Source organism: Paraburkholderia sp. CNPSo 3272 (assembly GCF_024206495.1).
Classification (GTDB): Bacteria; Pseudomonadota; Gammaproteobacteria; order Burkholderiales; family Burkholderiaceae; genus Paraburkholderia.
This window is the reverse complement of sequence record NZ_JAMBPQ010000013.1, coordinates 121,336-138,282: the sequence shown is the minus strand read 5'-3', so window position 1 is coordinate 138,282 and position 16,947 is coordinate 121,336. Positions and strand designations below refer to the sequence as shown.

General features: G+C 64.0%; 22 protein-coding genes and 1 pseudogene. 13 read left to right on the top strand and 10 right to left on the bottom strand.

What is annotated here, in order from left to right; translation table 11 throughout:
* Window positions 1-71: 71 nt before the first annotated feature.
* Window positions 72-362 (top strand): hypothetical protein, encoded by a 291-nt coding sequence (locus tag M3I53_RS18230; protein WP_254317280.1) that lies wholly within the window; start codon window positions 72-74, stop codon window positions 360-362.
* Window positions 363-470: 108 nt separating this feature from the next.
* On the opposite strand, the gene M3I53_RS18225 is transcribed toward M3I53_RS18230, so the two are convergent.
* Window positions 471-659, bottom strand: a complete 189-nt coding sequence (locus tag M3I53_RS18225; RefSeq protein ID WP_254317279.1) for a hypothetical protein — start codon at window positions 657-659, stop codon at window positions 471-473.
* Window positions 660-915: 256 nt separating this feature from the next.
* Here M3I53_RS18225 and M3I53_RS18220 point away from each other — a divergent pair, with 256 nt between their 5' ends.
* Together M3I53_RS18220 and M3I53_RS18215 are read left to right on the top strand one after the other, a co-directional pair.
* Window positions 916-1,164, top strand: a complete 249-nt coding sequence (locus tag M3I53_RS18220) for a hypothetical protein (protein WP_254317278.1) — start codon at window positions 916-918, stop codon at window positions 1,162-1,164.
* A 110-nt stretch (window positions 1,165-1,274) separates the two neighbouring features.
* A complete protein-coding gene (locus tag M3I53_RS18215) occupies window positions 1,275-1,685 on the top strand; it encodes a hypothetical protein (RefSeq protein WP_254317277.1) in 411 nt (136 codons plus the stop codon).
* A gap of 94 nt (window positions 1,686-1,779) precedes the next feature.
* Here the strand turns inward: M3I53_RS18215 and M3I53_RS18210 are convergent.
* Window positions 1,780-2,176, bottom strand: a pseudogene (locus M3I53_RS18210) (LysR family transcriptional regulator); the annotation flags it as partial.
* 120 nt (window positions 2,177-2,296) lie between these two features.
* Between M3I53_RS18210 and M3I53_RS38215 the strand changes: the two are divergent.
* From M3I53_RS38215 to M3I53_RS18195, 4 genes are all read left to right on the top strand, one after another.
* Window positions 2,297-2,428, top strand: a complete 132-nt coding sequence (locus M3I53_RS38215; protein ID WP_302057719.1) for a hypothetical protein — start codon at window positions 2,297-2,299, stop codon at window positions 2,426-2,428.
* Window positions 2,425-3,438: an NAD(P)-dependent alcohol dehydrogenase gene (locus M3I53_RS18205; protein ID WP_254317276.1), complete on the top strand. Its 1,014-nt coding sequence runs from the start codon at window positions 2,425-2,427 to the stop codon at window positions 3,436-3,438. The genes M3I53_RS38215 and M3I53_RS18205 overlap by 4 nt, the downstream gene beginning before the upstream one ends.
* A gap of 232 nt (window positions 3,439-3,670) precedes the next feature.
* Window positions 3,671-3,982, top strand: a complete 312-nt coding sequence (locus M3I53_RS18200; RefSeq protein ID WP_254317275.1) for a high-potential iron-sulfur protein — start codon at window positions 3,671-3,673, stop codon at window positions 3,980-3,982.
* Window positions 3,983-4,001: 19 nt separating this feature from the next.
* Window positions 4,002-4,238: a hypothetical protein gene (locus M3I53_RS18195; protein WP_375542549.1), complete on the top strand. Its 237-nt coding sequence runs from the start codon at window positions 4,002-4,004 to the stop codon at window positions 4,236-4,238.
* A 56-nt stretch (window positions 4,239-4,294) separates the two neighbouring features.
* Here M3I53_RS18195 and M3I53_RS18190 read toward each other — a convergent pair whose 3' ends face one another.
* Window positions 4,295-6,487 (bottom strand): glycoside hydrolase family 28 protein, encoded by a 2,193-nt coding sequence (locus tag M3I53_RS18190; protein ID WP_254317274.1) that lies wholly within the window; start codon window positions 6,485-6,487, stop codon window positions 4,295-4,297.
* Window positions 6,488-7,044: 557 nt separating this feature from the next.
* On the opposite strand from M3I53_RS18190, the gene tatA reads away from it, so the two are divergent.
* Window positions 7,045-7,272 carry a Sec-independent protein translocase subunit TatA gene (gene tatA / locus M3I53_RS18185; protein WP_254317273.1) on the top strand — a complete coding sequence of 76 codons (228 nt, stop codon included), beginning with the start codon at window positions 7,045-7,047 and terminating at the stop codon, window positions 7,270-7,272.
* 38 nt (window positions 7,273-7,310) lie between these two features.
* Here the strand turns inward: tatA and M3I53_RS18180 are convergent, their stop codons facing one another.
* A complete protein-coding gene (locus M3I53_RS18180) occupies window positions 7,311-7,961 on the bottom strand; it encodes an ureidoglycolate lyase (RefSeq protein WP_254317272.1) in 651 nt (216 codons plus the stop codon).
* A 141-nt stretch (window positions 7,962-8,102) separates the two neighbouring features.
* On the opposite strand from M3I53_RS18180, the gene M3I53_RS18175 reads away from it, so the two are divergent.
* Together M3I53_RS18175 and M3I53_RS18170 are read left to right on the top strand one after the other, a co-directional pair.
* Complete coding sequence (locus M3I53_RS18175) at window positions 8,103-8,972, top strand: LysR family transcriptional regulator (protein ID WP_254317271.1); 870 nt, start codon at window positions 8,103-8,105, stop codon at window positions 8,970-8,972.
* A 102-nt stretch (window positions 8,973-9,074) separates the two neighbouring features.
* Window positions 9,075-9,437: a BON domain-containing protein gene (locus tag M3I53_RS18170; RefSeq protein WP_254317270.1), complete on the top strand. Its 363-nt coding sequence runs from the start codon at window positions 9,075-9,077 to the stop codon at window positions 9,435-9,437.
* A gap of 62 nt (window positions 9,438-9,499) precedes the next feature.
* Here the strand turns inward: M3I53_RS18170 and M3I53_RS18165 are convergent, their stop codons facing one another.
* Window positions 9,500-9,820, bottom strand: coding sequence for a DoxX family protein (locus M3I53_RS18165; protein ID WP_254317269.1), 321 nt, complete (start codon window positions 9,818-9,820; stop codon window positions 9,500-9,502).
* Between the two features lies 1 nt (window position 9,821).
* Window positions 9,822-10,202, bottom strand: a complete 381-nt coding sequence (locus M3I53_RS18160; RefSeq protein ID WP_254317268.1) for a DUF4267 domain-containing protein — start codon at window positions 10,200-10,202, stop codon at window positions 9,822-9,824.
* A 112-nt stretch (window positions 10,203-10,314) separates the two neighbouring features.
* On the opposite strand from M3I53_RS18160, the gene M3I53_RS18155 reads away from it, so the two are divergent.
* Window positions 10,315-10,908: a TetR/AcrR family transcriptional regulator gene (locus tag M3I53_RS18155; protein ID WP_254317267.1), complete on the top strand. Its 594-nt coding sequence runs from the start codon at window positions 10,315-10,317 to the stop codon at window positions 10,906-10,908.
* A gap of 102 nt (window positions 10,909-11,010) precedes the next feature.
* On the opposite strand, the gene acnB is transcribed toward M3I53_RS18155, so the two are convergent.
* Both acnB and M3I53_RS18145 read right to left on the bottom strand, forming a co-directional pair.
* Complete coding sequence (acnB, locus tag M3I53_RS18150; protein ID WP_254317266.1) at window positions 11,011-13,596, bottom strand: bifunctional aconitate hydratase 2/2-methylisocitrate dehydratase; 2,586 nt, start codon at window positions 13,594-13,596, stop codon at window positions 11,011-11,013.
* 179 nt (window positions 13,597-13,775) lie between these two features.
* Window positions 13,776-14,162, bottom strand: coding sequence for a DUF3175 domain-containing protein (locus M3I53_RS18145; protein ID WP_254317265.1), 387 nt, complete (start codon window positions 14,160-14,162; stop codon window positions 13,776-13,778).
* 158 nt (window positions 14,163-14,320) lie between these two features.
* Here M3I53_RS18145 and M3I53_RS18140 point away from each other — a divergent pair, with 158 nt between their 5' ends.
* Together M3I53_RS18140 and M3I53_RS18135 are read left to right on the top strand one after the other, a co-directional pair.
* Entirely contained in the window at window positions 14,321-14,611 is a 291-nt protein-coding gene (locus tag M3I53_RS18140) for a hypothetical protein (RefSeq protein ID WP_254317264.1), read from the top strand.
* A 406-nt stretch (window positions 14,612-15,017) separates the two neighbouring features.
* Window positions 15,018-15,287, top strand: a complete 270-nt coding sequence (locus M3I53_RS18135; RefSeq protein WP_254317263.1) for a hypothetical protein — start codon at window positions 15,018-15,020, stop codon at window positions 15,285-15,287.
* An 84-nt stretch (window positions 15,288-15,371) separates the two neighbouring features.
* On the opposite strand, the gene M3I53_RS18130 is transcribed toward M3I53_RS18135, so the two are convergent.
* Together M3I53_RS18130 and M3I53_RS18125 are read right to left on the bottom strand one after the other, a co-directional pair.
* Window positions 15,372-16,226 carry an alpha/beta hydrolase gene (locus M3I53_RS18130; protein WP_254317262.1) on the bottom strand — a complete coding sequence of 285 codons (855 nt, stop codon included), beginning with the start codon at window positions 16,224-16,226 and terminating at the stop codon, window positions 15,372-15,374.
* A gap of 11 nt (window positions 16,227-16,237) precedes the next feature.
* Window positions 16,238-16,849, bottom strand: coding sequence for a LysE family translocator (locus tag M3I53_RS18125; protein ID WP_375542548.1), 612 nt, complete (start codon window positions 16,847-16,849; stop codon window positions 16,238-16,240).
* Window positions 16,850-16,947: the final 98 nt, after the last annotated feature.

Here is a 16,947-nt window from a genome sequence, read left to right as displayed (position 1 = left end):
TTGCGCGGATGCGCCTCTTGGGTTGTCGAAGCGAACCAACAGTTGACCAGGCATAGGCCAGGAGCATTGATATGACAAGAGGTCGTCGCAAGAGGGCAGTTGTTGATGCGCTGTGGCTGACTGAGCATGAAATGGAGCTGGCGCGGGGCGTTTCCCACATCGCGAGCATGCTGCACGAAGAAAGCATGCAGGCGGCCATCAGGGAAACGCTTCACCAGTTTGAGGCCGCACACGGACGCGAGGATCTGAAAATATTTGCGCGCGCACTCGCCACGAAGCTAAAGGAGCGCGGGGACCTGAGAGCAGTCGAGGCGCTTCAAGGGTTTATAACGCGTGGCCGCTCACCTGACGCAACGTCCTGAACCGACACTCCGAACCGGTGGCGGAGAAGATCGTGCTCATGCGCCGAAGGTACATGACAACGGCGCTGAAACACGAGTCCACAGCTCGCAGCAACGAAGAAGGAAACGTCACGTTGCTGACCTCGTCACCGACCTCGGCCAGCTCGTGATGAGCGCAGATGTGATCGATTGGGCCGGCGCGAGCGAACCCGCTACCGTGAGCCCGATTGCCGACTCGCCCAGGTTGCCGCAGGCGTATCGGAGCGCCTGAGCGAGGTGATAGACGAAGCGCACGCACACGCACTCGAGAAGCCGCATGCAGCGATCGAGCGTCTCCCGGTCGGCACCCGCGAACACGAGAAGACCGCGTGAAGCTGCGAGTTGTGGATTACCGGGCACCGGGGCCAATAGGAACTGCTTGCCCCAGAGTGTTGTAGACCGGCGAGTTCTCCCGCCGTTTCCGGACTGATCGTGCTCATCGACACATGGAGGGCATAGGTCGCGAGCACGCTTCCGGTCCGACCACACCGACACGCGTGTTGTCCGCGGTTGCCGCGGTGGCGGGGGCTAGGCGATGTCGCATAGGGGATGCCTCTATTCCTCGATTCGTTCACTGGCTGCCGCGGGCGGTGGCGTGACGCTCGTGCCCGCTTCCATGCGTCGCTACCAGCAGGAGAGCGTGCGCTACTGCCGCGTGGCCGGGGACGAGGCGTTTCGTGCGCCTCTGCATCTCGTGACGAAGCCCGCCGTGCACAATCCGGCGGGGGAGCGGTTCCGCGAAACCGTGTTTGCGTTTGCGGAGCGCTCGCGCGAGGGCCAGTGAGGCTTTCAAATATTTTCGTTGCGCCCCTTTCGGATTGCGCCGACCTGCCGTTAATCCGTATGCCTCGATACGGGCGCCAGGCGCAATCACAAGAGCAAAACGAATAAACAGTGGCAACGAGAATCATCGAAGGAGCGGCAGTGCGGGCCGCCGCCGGGCCCGAGGCGCCCATTGCAGGGCGCCCGGCGGCGGTGCGCCTGCTCATCAAGCTGCGCGAGCACAAGGCGCGGGTCCTGCTGCTGGCCGTCGCGGCAGGCTGTGTCGTCGCGTTCGCGTCATGGCTGGACGACCAGCTGCGGCCCGCGCTCGAAGCGCGCGAGCGCAACGAACTGAGCGAGGAAGCGGCCGACGAGATGCGCACGGCCGTTGCGCCCTGCGTGCCCAACGCGGGGCGCAGCCATACCTCGTGGTGCGGCGCCGTGAGGATCGTGCCGCCGCCGCCAAGACCCGTCACGCCGCTTCCTCTCATCGCGGGTGCGCCCGCGGCGTTCTGCACGGCCAACGGCAGCCCGTCCTGCTGATAGCCTTTGCGCGTTGCCGTTCACTGCGAAGTGCCGATACGTGACGACCTCGCCCCGGCGCCTCCCTCGCCACTCAGATCGCTCTTCAGCGGTAGACCAGCGCGTGATCGAGCGCGCAAAAGCGCTTCAGCGTAAGCCGCCGCGCGGCGGCGGGGTGATCCGCGCGCATCACGTAGCGCTCGTCGAAGAGGCGCCGCGCATTCAGGTCGGCGGGCGTGGGCAGCGCCAGATCGACGCCGCCGCTTGCACCGGCACGATCATGGCGCGCACGCCGGGCGCCGTTTCCCGCCGCCGCGCGAGATACGGCACGACGACTGCGCGCAGCGCATAGGGGCCGGCACGATGCCACGTTGCGAGCGCACAAACAGCGGATCGCCGAAACTCTCCGCAGACGCGTCAGCATGGCGCTCACCGCCGGCTGCGTGAGCGACAGACGCTGGGCTGCGCGCGAGCAGGGCGTCGAGCGCCCGCGAGAGGTTCAGATCGAGCATTCTGATATCAACGTGGTTTATGAAGGAACTAATAATCCGCGATGGAAATTAATTCGGCATAGCCCGCATGAAGTCTCATGTCCACCGCCCCTAAACCGACAGCATCGAAAGGTAACGAACATGAACGAGATACTCTGGCTTGAAGACTCCTTGCCCGTCACGACCGATAACTTTTCGATGATCAACGGGCGCCAGGACTGGCTCCGCGGCGCGCTCGACGCCGCATGCAAGGCGAAGGGAGCACGGCCATGAAGGCCGCCGTGGTGCGTGCGCCGGCCGGGCTCGACCGCATCGAGCTGCGCGATATCGCCGAGCCCGGGGCGCCAGGCGCCGGCGAGATCCGCGTAGAGCTTCACGCCACGTCGCTCAATTTTCACGACCTGCTGGTGGCCAACGGCGCGATCCCAACGGCTGATGGGCGCGTGCTGATGTCCGACGGCGCGGGCGTGGTGTCGGCGGTCGGCGCGGGCGTGACGGAATTCAAGCGCGGCGACCATGTCGTGTCATGCTTCTTCCCGCAATGGGCCGACGGGTTGCCGTGGCAGGCCGTGGGCAACTTCGCTCAGACGCCCGGCGACGGCGCGGACGGCTTCGCGACCTTGCACGCCGTGCGGCCCGCGAGCGCCTTCACGCTTGCGCCGGCCGGCTGGACCTACGCCGAGGCGGCGACGATCACGACGGCCGGGCTCACCGCATGGCGCGCGCTGGTGGCCGATGGCGGCCTCAAGGCCGGCGACACCGTTCTGACGCTCGGCACCGGCGGCGTGTCGATCGCGGCGTTGCAGATCGCGCGGATGATGGGCGCTTCGGTCATCGTCACGTCATCGTCGGACGAGAAGCTGGCGCGTGCGAAGGCGCTGGGCGCGGACCAGGCGGTCAACTACCGGCAACACGAAAAGTGGGGCGCGCTCGTGCGCGACATGACGGGCGGCAAGGGCGTGGATCACGTGATCGAAGTCGGCGGCCCGGGCACGCTAGCCCAGTCGATCGACGCGGTGCGCGTGGGCGGCCACATCGCGCTGATCGGCGTGTTGACCGGACGCGAAGGCACCGTGCCGACCTCTGTGCTGATGGCGAAGCAGGCGCGCCTGCAGGGCTTGATCGTGGGCAGCCGGCGCCAGCAGCAAGACTACGTCGCGGCGCTCGAGCGGGCCGGCATTCGCCCGGTGCTCGACCGTACGTTCGGGCTGGACGAGCTGGCCGATGCGTTTCGTCATCAGCAGGCCGGGGCGCATTTCGGCAAGGTCTGCGCGGCCTGGTGAAATCAATGCAGCGCCGCTTCGGGTACGATGTGGCGCCGTATTTGCAATTGCCGTGAAAATTGCCTGGCATAGCGAATTAATCAAAAGCGGTATGCGAAGCGCAATGTTTCCGTTCTTTACAACGCATCACGAAGTGATATAAATAAGTAGCACACGCAAAAAACACGAACGAATCGGCCGCTTGATCAGCAACCACGAGAGCCGGGTACGTTCCATCCTCAGGAGCCCCACCATGCCGCTTTCCCGTCGTCGCTTCATGATCCTCGCCGCCTCCGTGGCTTCCACGGCGGCGCTTTCCAGCGAATCGCGCGCCGACGCGCCGGTGCTTTCCGAGAGCGACCCGACCGCCATGGCGCTCGGCTACAAAACCGACGCGAGCAAAGTCGACAAGACGAAGTTCCCGCGCTTCCAGGCAGGGCAGACCTGCGGGAACTGCCAGCTGTTTCAGGGCAAGCCGGGCGCGCCGAACGGTCCGTGCGCGACTTATGGCGGCAAGATCGTCGACGCCAAAGGCTGGTGCAATGCCTACGTGAAGAAGGCTTGAGCGAGGCCCCGCGAGGGGTATGCTACAAGCCATCGAGCAACGCTTTTCGGGAGGCGCCATGAAGGCGGTGTGCCCGCTGCACGGGCCAACGACCATCGTCGGTACGAACGCATACGGGTTTCCGGTGTATGCGTGCTGCCGCGACGACATTCCCTTTGTCATGCCGCCGGACGCCTGTACGCGCGAGCCGCTGCAGTCGGGAGATGAGCCGGCGCCGAAACGCCGGCAACCTCCGGCAGACGAGGAGCCACGCTGACGAACCGGTCGCCGCGTACACGCAACGCGGTGGCCCGCGTTCCGTATGCGTGGGCATCAGGTCGCCGGTGCGCTCAGCGACGTGTTGTACGTGGTGCCCGCGATCACCACATTGGTCAGCGTAATGCCGCTCACGTTGCTCGTGAAGACCGGCCCCGGCGCGGCCGTCGCGGACGTTGAAGGCGTCGTCGGAACCGCGCCCGTGCACACCGGGTTGCCGAGGTTGCAGTTCGCGATCGTAACGCCGCTGATCGGACTCACGCTCGGCACCGGCAGTGGGCCGTTGTAATCGACCGCTTCGGGGCCCTGCATGACGATCGCCTGGAAGCACGAGTTCGACCCGGCGACGAAGCCCGAAGGCATCGAGTAGGACACCGCGCCCGACACGTTGCTCGCGTTCACGTTCGTGATGTTGATGTTGCTGATCACCGACGGACTCCAGCGCACCGCGTCGCCGGACGGGCTGTAATCGCAGTCGAACGTGATCAGGCCGCCCTGGCCCGTCGACGGGTTCGTTGCGAGACCGGTCGTGCCCGTGCCCGTGATCTTGCTGATCGCAGCGCCTAGCGAGCCGCCGCCGTATTTCCCCGCGAGGTTCACGCCGTTGGCGAGCGTCACGCCGTTGATCCAGACGTTGTTGATGAAGCCCCCGCGGTTCATGTTGCTCTTGAAGCGCAGCGCGATATTCAGCGGATTGCTCGCCCAGTTCTCGTTTTGCATCGTCAGGTTGCGGGCGTAGACGTTGCGCACGCCCGCGCTCATTTCGCTGCCGATCGTCAGACCGCCGTGGCCGCTTTGCATCGTGCAGTTCTGCACGACGATGTTCTGCATCGGACCGTACTCGGTGTCGAGATACTTGCCGGACTTGATCGCGATGCAGTCGTCGCCGGTATTGAACTGAACGTTTTGCACCAGCACGTGATTGCACGCGTCCGGATCGAAGCCGTCGTTGTTCGGTCCGATGCTGTCGGCAAACACGCCGTCGATCACCACGTTCGTGCAATCGGTAGGATGGTGCTGCCAGAACGGCGTGTTCTGCGTGTGGTAGTTCTGCAGATACACATTCGTGCAGCCGATGAACTCGATCATGCACGGCCGCAGATAGTGACCGTTGCCGAAAATGCGGTTCTCGATGGGCACACGCAGTTCCGAGAGCGCGGGCAGATAATTCTGGTCCTCGTTCCAGCCCGTGCCGGTGAGCAGCGTCATCAGCGACGTCGTCACGCCGTACTGATTCGTAAAGGAGACGTTCGCCTGCGGGTTCTGGATCTGGCCAGCGGGGAGGCTCGTTAGCGCGATGTTGTTCGGATTCACATAGGCCTGGGAAGGCGTCGAGGAACCGGCGCAGCCGTATGTGTTGCTGCTTCCCTTGTAGGTCCACCAGCACGAGGTGGGCGCCTGGGTGCTCAGTTGCATCGGCGTCATCGCCTGACCGTTCAGTACGCAGGTGTTGTCGTCGGCGGTCACGGCAATGTTGGTCTGGCGGAACGCATAAATCGGCGAGCCGAAATTCAGGCAGTCGTTCGCCTGCCAGCGCGTGTGATACAGATTGCCGTTTGCCGTCTTGTACGGGCCGTTTTTCGCATAGTCCGCAGGATTCGGGCTGAAATAGATCGTGCAGCCCGATTCCAGGTGGAGGTTTACATGGCTCAGCAGCACGATCGGGCCGCCGCAGTACCAGTTGCCGGCCGGCACAACGACGCGGCCGCCGCCGGCGCGACTTGCGTCGACAATTGCAGTGTTGATCGCGGTGCATGAGTCATATTGCGTGCCCGTGTAGTCGCACGGCACCATCACGCCCGAGCCCGGGCTTTGCAGATCGCTGCTCGGATGCGCGGTCTGTTCCGTGCCGCCCGTTACCCATGGAATCTTGCCGCCGGGCCACGCGGTCGACGTAATCAGCGCGGTGGCGGGCAGCGTGCGCGCACCGTAGCTCGTCACGTGAAAGTCGGCGCGCGAGAACAGCGAGCGATCGACGTGGGCAAGCCTCCTGATGATCGCCGTGGCCTGGCCATCCGGGCCCCAGATCGCGTCGCCTGCGGAGTGGCGGGGCGGCTGCGGAAGTTTCCCTCCGAAGGTGGCGGGCGTGGGAAACATGGAATCGGCTGCTGCCGCCGCGCGGCTGCCGGCGAGGAGGCTTGCGCCTGCGGACGCGCCGGCAAAGGCCATGAACGCGCGCCGTTTGGGCGAGGCGGGCGCATGGTTGCGGGTTTCGGAGGACAGGAGATCGTCCTGGTCATGAGTTGCCATTTGATTCGTTCTCCTATGTTGTCTCGCTGGATAGTTTTACTGCAGGGGCGTTGCTCGACTTCTGCGGCAACTGGGCCGCATGGCGACGCTACTGCGAACGGGAGAGGACGGTTACAGCGGCGAGATCGAACAGGAGCGGCTGACTCGATCACCCTGGACATTGTTGTCAGACGACATCGAAATCGTCAATCAGATTTATCTAGGTGGTGTACCTGGGTTTCTGCGACAACGGCCCGGGGAGCTTACGATATTGTAAATTTGTCAGACGAGCGGGGTTAATAGGTCGCCCGTGGGAACGATGCCCGGCGCCTCGACCAGCAATTTCCTGAAGCGTCTTCAGCGTCTCGCAAAAACGGTCGTGCCCTTTGTATTCGCATGTATCTCCAAGGTGCATGCGTTACATGCGCATACAAAACCGCCGTTCCAGGAAACGTGCGAGACACATCGGCGCGTTCCAATACACCTGCGGAACATCGGCGATACGCCCGGTCGGGCCGCAAGGTTCATATCATTCGTCGCAAGCGACAGGCGCGAGCGCAAAGAGAGGGTTTTCAGTTATGGGTTCATTGAGCATATGGCATTGGATGATCGTTCTCCTGATCGTGGCACTGGTTTTCGGTACGAAGAAGCTACGGAACATCGGAGGCGATCTGGGCGTCGCGGTGAAGGGATTCAAGGAAGGCATGGCGCAAGACGAAACGCCTGAAAGGCAGCATGCAGTGCAGCACAGCGATGCCGTCGACACAGAAGCAAAGGACGTGACGCGCTCGAGCGATGTTCGCTAGCCTCATGCGTCCGAGTGCTTCTGCGCGAGCGGCGCGCGTCAGTCACGCGTGATGGCGGCCTCGAGCAGACAGCCGAACTCTGTCGCGAATTCGACTGAGACGCGTGCATGCACGGCGCCTTGTTTGTCGAAGAATCGCTGAGTGCCGTCGAGCGTGAACACGCCTTCATGCCAGATGTTGGGATGGATATACAGACCCTGCCGTCCGTCGAAGCGGAAGCACACGAACTTCTCCGGCGTAATGTCGTCGCCCGGCAATGCCAGCGGCACGTAGAACGGGCGACGATCGAGCGGAAAGAACAGTTGCCCGCCGTCGGGGTGATAGTTCGCATGCCATATCAACATGCGTTCCGGCGCGGCGGTGCTGTCTTCGCGTGCGTCGTCGGGCTCGGTTGCGTAGGCGAGAACATAGTTGCCGCCTACCGCTTCGTTGCGACCGTAGAGAATGTCGCCGCGCCACTCGCTGACGAACGTGCCTTCAGTCGTGCCCGCTTCGTCGCCGGTTCCCGGGTCGATAGGTCTTGACCCGAGTGCAGGCCACTGGACGATTTCCACCTGGCATGCGTGCGGGTCGTCCACCAGCCCGCCATAGCCGTTCAGTGTTGCCGGGGTCGCGTCGACCACGGGCATCGCCACTCGCCGCAGGCCCCGCGGGAGGGCGGGATTGAGGTAGTCGATCTGTTTGCTCATTTCGTATCTCATCAGGCGTCAAAAGGGCGGATCACCACACCCGCAACCGCACCGAGCGTAGAGCGCGTCCCCCGTGCAGTCAAATTAATACCGGTGCTATATTTTCGCATCGGGATTTATGGGGTGAGGTTCGAGGTGGCGATGCGCTATTTCCAGCTCAGGGCGTTCGACGCGGTCGTGCGCGAGGGCAGTTTTTCGAAGGCGGCGAATCTTCTCGGTCTGACGCAACCGGCCATTACGGCGCAGATCCGCAATCTCGAAGAGGATTGCAAGCAGGCGCTGTTTATCCGCACGAATGAGGGCGTGCAACCAACCGATGCCGCGAAGCCGCTCTTCGAATTGACCCGCCAGATGTTTGCGGCGCAGGAGCAGATCGAGGACATGGTGAGCCGGGCGACGAACTTCCAGCACGGCAGCCTCAAACTTGCCGCCGACGGGCCACAGGTGGTTCTTCAGGTGGTGGCCGCATTTCGCTCGCAATACCCCGATATCGAAGTTTCGGTCTCGTTCGGAAGTCAGCGCGAGGTCTGGGACGATCTGCTCGCGTATCGGGTCGACGCGGTGGTTATCGGCAATGCCAGGAGCGATGCGCGTGTGGCGTCGATTCCCGTCGCGCGGCAGGACATGCGGGTGCTCGTGCCGGAGCATCATCCGCTAGCAGCGGCCAAAAGCGTATCCCTCGGCGATCTCGGGGCGTATGCGGTGATTCGCCGGGAGGCGGGTTCCAACACCCAACGGCTCGTCGACGAAGCGTTGCGGCGTGCGGGGATGTCGCTCCGCACAGCGATGAACCTCGGTAGTCGCGAGGCCGTTCTGGAGGCCGTCCGACAAGGCCTCGGCATCGGATTCGTGCTCGAGCGCGAGATTCCCGAGGGCGCGCGTTCCATTGCCCTCCCGGTGGAGGAACTGCGCGGCTGCAATATAGATTCGGTCGCCTGCCTTCACAGCCAACGCAAGCGAGGAATCGTGCAGACCTTTCTGGGCGTGGCGGCGGCATCCGCGGCTGTGTAGCGCGACGGCGCGATTCGCGCGCCTTCGGAGCGGCTGTTCGCATGGTGGTGCAATATGAGTCGCGGCCGGCGCGTCCCTGCGCGGCACTGTCAGGAGAGGGTCATGAAATCAAATCTGCGATGCGCCGTGTTCGCGTCTTTTCTGTTCACCGTCGCTGGCATGGCGCATGCCCAATCGGAAAATGCGCCAACGGACGCGTCGATGGCACCGGGCACGACCCAGGCGGCGCCCAGCGACAAAAAGGCAGACCGCGCACTTGCCCGTGCCGTGCGGCGAGCCTTGTCGAGGGCGCAGGGATTCAACGTGTCCGGCGTTTTCGTGCGCGCGCGCAGCGGCGCTGTGACGCTGAGCGGTACGGTTCGCACTGGCGACCAGATCCGCCAGGCGGAAGAGGTGGCGCGTTCGGTGCAGGGCGTGACTTCGGTGACGAACAGGCTGACGCTCTTTCACGGCGGGAACGGCTGAGTACAGCGCGTTGGCATTCGCGCGCTGATTGCACGGGATGTGCAGTCAGCGCGTGGACTCTCTCAAGCCGAAAATCCTGCGAGCGCGATCGCGGCGACAAAGACACTCAGCGGCACAAGGTGCGAGAAGTCGCGATGACGCAGAACGGTCAAAACTGCTGCCGCAATGATTAGCGCCCCGAGCGCCAGACCCATCATGCGAGTTGCCGGCAGCGCGATCAGAACAGCGCACACCATCTCCAGTGCGCCGGTCAAACGACCCCACCAGCGCGGGTAACCCCAGCGGGCGTAATCGCTTTGCGACCCGGACGTGCCGTAGGCGTTGAAGAGACCGGCGCCAAAAAAGCCGGCGGCGAGGAGCCAGATCGAAAGCGCGTGGATCATATCAACGCCCTCCCATAATCGTCGAAATCGCGGTGAAGACCATCAGCACGGCCGTCGCGCCATGCATGCCGAAGGCGCTTTTGGCGGAGCCTTTGGCGGCAAGAATGATCAGCATGTCGCCAACCGGGATGACGGCTTCCACGAGCAGGACAATGCCTATCCCGAGCGGCGTGCCCCACACCATGAACGCCAGGACCGCCAGGCCGGACGCAATGTCGCGCACGCCCTTCAGGCGAAGCCACCAGGCGGTGTTGGCGCCGTTTTCTGGAAGCGGCAGACCGAAACTGCGTGTCGCAGTCATTGGCCTCACAAGATATTGGGTGCCTATCGCGATAATGGCGAGGGCGAGGAATAGCGCCAGTCCGGACGAGAGCCAATGCATTACAGAGTCCTATGCCTCAGGTTGTAGTGACGGAATATAATCTAGCGTTGCTAGATTATCAAGCTCCCGTATCATCGCGAGCCATGGACCATTGGGGTCTGGGAGAGGAAGGTTGAGTATCGCCGAACGCAAAGGCCGGCAGCGGGCTGAGCGCGAGTCCCGCATCGTCGCGGCAGCGCGCGTGATCGCGGAGCGCGAAGGCTGGGATGCGGTCACGGTTCGCCGCCTCGCCGAAGAGATCGAATATAGCCAGCCGGTCCTTTACTCGCATTTTGAAAACCGGAACGCGATTGTTTCAGCCGTTGCTCTAGAGGGCTTTCAGGAACTCACGGTTGCGCTTCGGGGAGCGGCGCAGGGCGCGGCGGGGCAAGAAAACGCCCTCGGGGATGTCGCCAAGGCCTATCTCGGCTTCGCAGCGCGGTGTCCCGCGCTCTACGAGGCAATGTTTACGCTCCCGACCGATCTGCGGTTTGGCGACGCCGAAACCCGACCGGAACTGCGGGCCGGTTTCGAAGCGCTCGCGTCGGTCGTTGCGCCGTTCAGCACCGATGTCGAGAACGTGACAGAGACCTTTTGGGCAGCCCTGCATGGACTTGCCGAACTCGAACGTGCAGGCCGCATCCGGCCTGGCGCGAGGATCGAACGCGTCATGCTGGTGGTTCGGGCAGTCATTGCTTCCCGCAACGGCTCCCACGGATCCCGGTGAACCAAAAAAATGGCGCCGCAGGCATTCAGCCTGCGGCGCCATTGTCCGGTGCCACGACGCGGATCTACAACCCAAGCCCCGCGCCGTACTCCAGCATCACACTTAGATCGTCACCGTATCGGCCACTTCCTTGAAGTCGGCGATCTGGTCGAAGTTCATGTATTGGTAGATCTTGTCGCCGTTGGCGTTGAGCACGCCCATATCGGCCATGTACTCTTCCTTGGTCGGGATCTTGCCCAGACGCGAGCAGATAGCCGCCAGTTCCGCCGAGCCGAGGTACACGTTCGTGTTCTTGCCCAGACGGTTCGGGAAGTTACGCGTCGAGGTCGACATGACCGTTGCGCCTTCGCGCACCTGTGCCTGGTTGCCCATGCACAGCGAGCAGCCCGGCATTTCGGTACGCGCGCCAGCCGTGCCGAACACGCCGTAGTGGCCTTCTTCGGTCAGCTGCTTCTGGTCCATCTTGGTCGGCGGCGCGACCCACAGCTTGACCGGAATGTCGCGCTTGCCTTCGAGCAGCTTCGATGCGGCACGGAAGTGACCGATGTTGGTCATGCACGAGCCGATGAACACTTCGTCAATCTTGGCGCCGGCAACGTCCGAGAGCGTCTTCACGTCGTCCGGATCGTTCGGGCAGGCCACGATCGGCTCATGCACGTCGGCCAGGTCGATCTCGATGACGGCGGCGTACTCGGCATCCGCATCCGGTTGCAGCAGTTGCGGATCGGCCAGCCATGCTTCCATCGCCTTGATACGGCGCTGCAGGCTGCGCGGGTCCTGGTAGCCCTGGGCGATCATCCACTTCAGCAGCGTGATGTTGCTGTTGAGGTATTCGATGATCGGTTCCTTGTTCAGGTGCACCGTGCAACCGGCGGCCGAACGCTCTGCCGATGCATCCGAGAGTTCGAACGCTTGCTCGACCTTCAGATCGGGCAGTCCTTCGATTTCGAGAATGCGGCCCGAGAAGATGTTTTTCTTGCCTTGCTTGGCGACCGTCAGCGAGCCTTGCTTGATCGCCCACAGCGGGATGGCGTTCACGAGGTCGCGCAGCGTGACGCCCGGCTGCATCTTGCCCTTGAAGCGCACGAGCACCGATTCGGGCATGTCCAGCGGCATCGTGCCGGTGGCGGCCGCGAAGGCGACCAGACCCGAACCTGCCGGGAAGCTGATGCCGATCGGGAAGCGCGTGTGCGAGTCGCCGCCGGTGCCGACGGTGTCGGGCAGCAGCATGCGGTTCAGCCACGAGTGGATCACGCCGTCGCCCGGACGCAGCGCGATACCGCCGCGGTTGCTGATGAAGTTCGGCAGCGTCTGGTGCGTCTTCACGTCCACCGGCTTCGGATAAGCGGCGGTGTGGCAGAACGACTGCATGACGAGGTCGGCCGAGAAGCCGAGGCACGCGAGGTCCTTCAGTTCGTCGCGGGTCATCGGGCCGGTCGTATCTTGCGAGCCGACCGAGGTCATCTTCGGTTCGCAGTACGTGCCCGGGCGCACGCCCTGGCCTTCCGGCAGACCGCATGCGCGGCCGACCATCTTCTGCGCGAGCGAGAAGCCCTTGCCGGTATCGGCCGGGTTTTGCGGCAGGCGGAACAGCGTCGAAGGCGCCAGACCCAGCGCTTCACGCGCCTTGGCCGTCAGGCCGCGGCCGATGATCAGCGGAATTCGGCCGCCGGCGCGCACTTCGTCGAACAGCACGTCGGACTTGACCTGGAATTCGGCGATGACGGCGCCGTTCTTGAGGGCACGGCCTTCGTACGGGCGCAGTTCGACCACGTCGCCCATTTCCATTTGCGACACGTCGAGTTCGATCGGCAGGGCGCCGGCGTCTTCCATCGTGTTGTAGAAGATGGGGGCGATCTTGCCGCCGAGACACACGCCGCCGAAGCGCTTGTTCGGGATGAAGGGAATGTCTTCGCCCGTGAACCACAGCACGGAGTTGGTGGCCGACTTGCGCGAGGAGCCGGTGCCGACCACGTCGCCCACATAGGCGACCAGGTGGCCCTTTTCCTTCAGCGATTCGATGAACTTGACCGGGCCGCGCTTGCCGTCTTCTTCCGGCGTGATGCCGGGACGGGCGTTCTTCAGCATCGCCAGCGCGTGCAAAGGGATGTCCGGGCGCGTGGTCGCGTCCGGGGCCGGCGAGAGGTCGTCGGTGTTGGTTTCGCCCGTCACCTTGAACACGGTGATGGTCAGGCTTTGCGGCACTTCCGGACGGCTCGTGAACCATTCGGCGTCGGCCCAGCTTTGCAGCACGGCACGGGCGTTGGCGTTGCCGTTGTCGGCCAGTTCCTTGACGTCGTGGAACTGGTCGAACATCAGCAGGGTTTTCTTAAGCGCTTCGGCAGCCACGGTGCCCACTTCGGCGTCGGACAGCAGCGCGATCAGCGGGGCGATGTTGTAGCCGCCCAGCATCGTGCCGAGCAGTTCGGTGGCTCGCTCGCGCGAGATCAGCGCGCAGGCGGTTTCGCCCTTGGCCACGGCGGCCAGGAACCCGGCCTTCACGCGGGCGGCTTCGTCGACGCCCGCCGGCACGCGGTGGGTGATCAGGTCGACCAGCGTCTGCTCTTCGCCAGCAGGCGGATTCGTCAGCAGTTCCACCAGTTCGGCGGTCTGCTGGGCCGTAAGCGGGAGGGGGGGAATGCCGAGCGCGGCGCGTGCGGCTACGTGAGCGCGAAAGTTTTCAAGCATTGGGGGACCTACTGGTATTGCGTTTGAAGGCGAAGGCTTTTCAGGCACTCCGAGGCTTTTCCAGGCACTGCTTTGACCGGGATTTTAAGCGCAATACGATATAACGTCAAATGTCTTATGTCTTATATAAGACTTGGCGCCAACGCCCATGGCAGCGTGAAAAAGTCTGGGATTTTTCGTCAGGGTTTGCGGCCAAACGCTTCCCGCAGCTTTCCCTTGGCTTTCACGAGCGTGTCGCGCCGCGATTTGGGCAGGTTCCTGCCCGCGCGGTTGATGTAGAAGTTCAGCATCGACATGGCCGACTGAAACGGCGTGCCCTTGCGCCGCCGGCTGTGCAGCGACGATTCCTTGAGCGAGCGGGCGATCGCTTCGGCGCTGCCGGACTTGAATACGCCCGACTCGATGTCCATGGCGTCGCTCGTCTCGTTCACGTGCTTCGACCATTTATTCGCGGCGCCGCTCGTGGCGCTTTTCGCGTGACTTTTGGCGGCGCTCGCGTGGGCGTGACGCTGCCGCGCCGGGCGGCCGCCCTTGCGCTGCGTAGAAGGATGCTGGCTCGTGCTCATGAAGGCTCCCCCACAGAAGATTCACCCCGTGCGCAAATGCAATACCGGCCGATGGCGAGGGAGGTCCGGCACGCCCCATGCGTCCACACGGGTGTGCACGCGCGCGGCGTGAGGAAAACGGCAAGTGCGCGTCGAACCGGCAAGGGAGGCGGTCGATCATGAAGTCAACTCCACGCTACGTAGTGAACGTCTGCGGAGGCGATTTCCAGCATGTCCGGGAATGCTTTCGCGAATGGAAAAACGAAACGCTTATCTACCGCAAGGACCAGAAGATGTTTGAGGGACGCAACGAGGTGCGTCCGCTGGAAAGGCGCGAGTACGACAATACGGAGCAGGCGCGTAAGGCGCTGCAAAACGCCTGCAGCCCGCACGACCGCTATGCGCTGGCCGCTGAAGTGAGCAACGGCGAGCGCGACATGTGGATCGTGATGGCGGCCTATCGGGAATGAACGATGGGCGCGGGACCGGCGCAACACGGAGCGCGCCAGCGCGAACGTGAAAAATCGGAGCGCCGGGGACGGGGTAGAAGAATTACAAGCGTGGCGCGCGGAATTGCAATTGGCGCGCACAAGGGAGGGATCAGATGAAAAGCACTGCTAAATCGCGTAAAAATTTGGCGAGTCCGCGCACCCGTTTGCGGCTGCGTTCGTGGCCGCGTTGGTGGCTGCTCGGCGCGGCCGCGCTGGCGCTCGGGTGTACGGCCTGCAAACGTGCGGACGAAGGCACTCGCCCGCAAACCCAGGACCCTTCGCCGACCCAGATGTCGGCACCAGCCGGTGTGCAACCGGCTCCGGCGAGCGGTCCAAAAGAGTGAACAGGATGCATCGCATCCGCGCCCCCTTAAGGAGCCGAGTTATGGGTCTATCGACACAAAACCCCACGCCGGATGAGGCCGACGAGACCGGCGACGAGCGCGCCGCCGGCCAGAAACCTGCGCAGGAGCAACCCGCACGAGGTGTGCCGGGCAGCTTCGATCAACCGGAGTCGCGACCCGAGTTCATGCCACGCGAGGGCGGTCCGCATCCGGAGCAGACGGCAGAGGTGCCGCTAGGCCATCACGGCCGGGCGGAGCCGCCGGGGTCGTTCGGGCACAACAGTGCGCCGGCGAAAAAGAAGGGCGGTTAGTCATGCGAAATACCCCGGCGTGCTCGTTTCACGATACACCGGCGTTTCCACGACGTCCCGAATGCACGAGGCGCGAAAACCCCGCTAACGCGCGAGCATCCACGCCGTGATGCTGTGCACGACGTCGCTTTCGATGCCGTTGAAGCCGTGATACGCGGACGCCCCGCACGGGTCGCCCCGCGAAGTGCCGCCGGAGACGAGTATCAGCTTCGTTTTCGGCGATTGCGTAAGCTTTTGCATGAGGGTGTCCGTTTCGGCTGCCGGACACACTTTGCAGGCGTCGTCCTTGTTGTGCACCACGAGCACGGGAATCCTGAGCGCAGAGAGGTTCATGCCCGTGACCGGGTCGCCGCCCCGGTTATCGCGCAGGATGGTCGAGGTGAGCACGATGCCGTCCGGGCCTGTTCCTGGGTCCGTGTCCGGGTTCGCGTCTTTCGCGAGTGCAATCGCGATGGCCGCAACCGACTGCGTGCCGCGGCTCGTGCCGACGAGCCAGACTGGCACGTGTAGTTGCTCGCGCAACCATGCGATCACGATGCGGGCGTCCACGGCGTGCTCGGGCGTGAGGCGAAAGCCCTCCAGGTAGGGCGGTGATTGACGGTCGCTCGGTGCGTCGATGACTGCGACAGCGACGCCGTCGTTCACGAACAGCATGCGGCTGCGCACGAGAAAGTTATTGGCGCCCCAGCCGAAGTTTCCCTGCGGGTCCAGTTGGAGGCCGCCGTGCCCGCCCGCGTAAAGAATCGCGACCGCCTTTGGCGCCGCGGGCGCAATGAAAAGGAAGCGCTGGGTGACGCCGGGCCGGGTGGGAAGGTCGACGACCCTGGGCGCGCTTTGCGCGTGGGCCAGCAAGGACGACGCTGCGAGCACGAACGCCAGGGTCAACGCCGACGCCAGCGGCGCGGCGTGCCGCCTTCGCCAGGCCGTGCGCCCGCTCATGGCCGCGAGGCTCAGCGCCCTGCGAGCATGCGCCCGCCGAGCCCGACCAGCACGACGCCCACCACCGAGTCGAGCGCGGCTTTGCGCCGGACGAGGAACTGGCGCACGGTGGGATGCGAGGCGAGCAGGGCCATCGAGCAATACCAGGCGCACGAGATGAGGATCGCGATCACGACGACCGCCACTTCGAGCCAGCGCGGCGCGGCAGCGGGCACCATCAACGCGAAGATGCTGCCGTAGAACGCAATGGCCTTGGGATTCGTCATGCTGACGAAGTAGCCCTTCTTCGCGGCGGCCCAACCCGATGCGCCCGGCTGCGCGGCAACCTGCAAGGGCTGTCGCGCGGTGAGGAGCATTTTTGCGCCGAGCCAGATCAGATAAGTCGCGCCTGCGATGCGCAGCCCGGTGCCGATCCAGGCCACGTGGGTGACGATCAGGCTCAGGCCCGCGATGGCGATCCATGCCCACGTGCCGGAGGCGGCGGCGAGGCCGAGGCCGGTCGCGAGGCCCGCGCGCCGCGAGGCCACCGCCGTGGAGGTGACGATGACGAAGTTCGGCCCGGGGCTGGCGACGCTCAGCAGCAGGACGCCCGAGAGCGCGAGCAGGACGTTGAAATAGTTCACGATGGCAGGTTCCGCGGCAGGTTCGATGCGCCCTCAACCGACGCATCGTGGAGGTTGTCATGATACTCCGTGCGATCACGCGCCCTTCATCAAGCGCA

Coding starts and splice junctions, on each gene's coding strand:
- M3I53_RS18230 (WP_254317280.1), top strand. CDS start 72: ATGACAAGAGGTCGTCGCAAGAGGGCAGTTGTTGATGCGCTGTGGCTG.
- M3I53_RS18225 (WP_254317279.1), bottom strand. CDS start 659: ATGCGGCTTCTCGAGTGCGTGTGCGTGCGCTTCGTCTATCACCTCGCT.
- M3I53_RS18220 (WP_254317278.1), top strand. CDS start 916: ATGTCGCATAGGGGATGCCTCTATTCCTCGATTCGTTCACTGGCTGCC.
- M3I53_RS38215 (WP_302057719.1), top strand. CDS start 2,297: ATGAACGAGATACTCTGGCTTGAAGACTCCTTGCCCGTCACGACCGAT.
- M3I53_RS18205 (WP_254317276.1), top strand. CDS start 2,425: ATGAAGGCCGCCGTGGTGCGTGCGCCGGCCGGGCTCGACCGCATCGAG.
- M3I53_RS18200 (WP_254317275.1), top strand. CDS start 3,671: ATGCCGCTTTCCCGTCGTCGCTTCATGATCCTCGCCGCCTCCGTGGCT.
- M3I53_RS18195 (WP_375542549.1), top strand. CDS start 4,002: ATGCTACAAGCCATCGAGCAACGCTTTTCGGGAGGCGCCATGAAGGCG.
- M3I53_RS18190 (WP_254317274.1), bottom strand. CDS start 6,487: ATGGCAACTCATGACCAGGACGATCTCCTGTCCTCCGAAACCCGCAAC.
- tatA (WP_254317273.1), top strand. CDS start 7,045: ATGGGTTCATTGAGCATATGGCATTGGATGATCGTTCTCCTGATCGTG.
- M3I53_RS18180 (WP_254317272.1), bottom strand. CDS start 7,961: ATGAGCAAACAGATCGACTACCTCAATCCCGCCCTCCCGCGGGGCCTG.
- M3I53_RS18175 (WP_254317271.1), top strand. CDS start 8,103: ATGCGCTATTTCCAGCTCAGGGCGTTCGACGCGGTCGTGCGCGAGGGC.
- M3I53_RS18170 (WP_254317270.1), top strand. CDS start 9,075: ATGAAATCAAATCTGCGATGCGCCGTGTTCGCGTCTTTTCTGTTCACC.
- M3I53_RS18165 (WP_254317269.1), bottom strand. CDS start 9,820: ATGATCCACGCGCTTTCGATCTGGCTCCTCGCCGCCGGCTTTTTTGGC.
- M3I53_RS18160 (WP_254317268.1), bottom strand. CDS start 10,202: ATGCATTGGCTCTCGTCCGGACTGGCGCTATTCCTCGCCCTCGCCATT.
- acnB (WP_254317266.1), bottom strand. CDS start 13,596: ATGCTTGAAAACTTTCGCGCTCACGTAGCCGCACGCGCCGCGCTCGGC.
- M3I53_RS18145 (WP_254317265.1), bottom strand. CDS start 14,162: ATGAGCACGAGCCAGCATCCTTCTACGCAGCGCAAGGGCGGCCGCCCG.
- M3I53_RS18140 (WP_254317264.1), top strand. CDS start 14,321: ATGAAGTCAACTCCACGCTACGTAGTGAACGTCTGCGGAGGCGATTTC.
- M3I53_RS18135 (WP_254317263.1), top strand. CDS start 15,018: ATGGGTCTATCGACACAAAACCCCACGCCGGATGAGGCCGACGAGACC.
- M3I53_RS18130 (WP_254317262.1), bottom strand. CDS start 16,226: ATGAGCGGGCGCACGGCCTGGCGAAGGCGGCACGCCGCGCCGCTGGCG.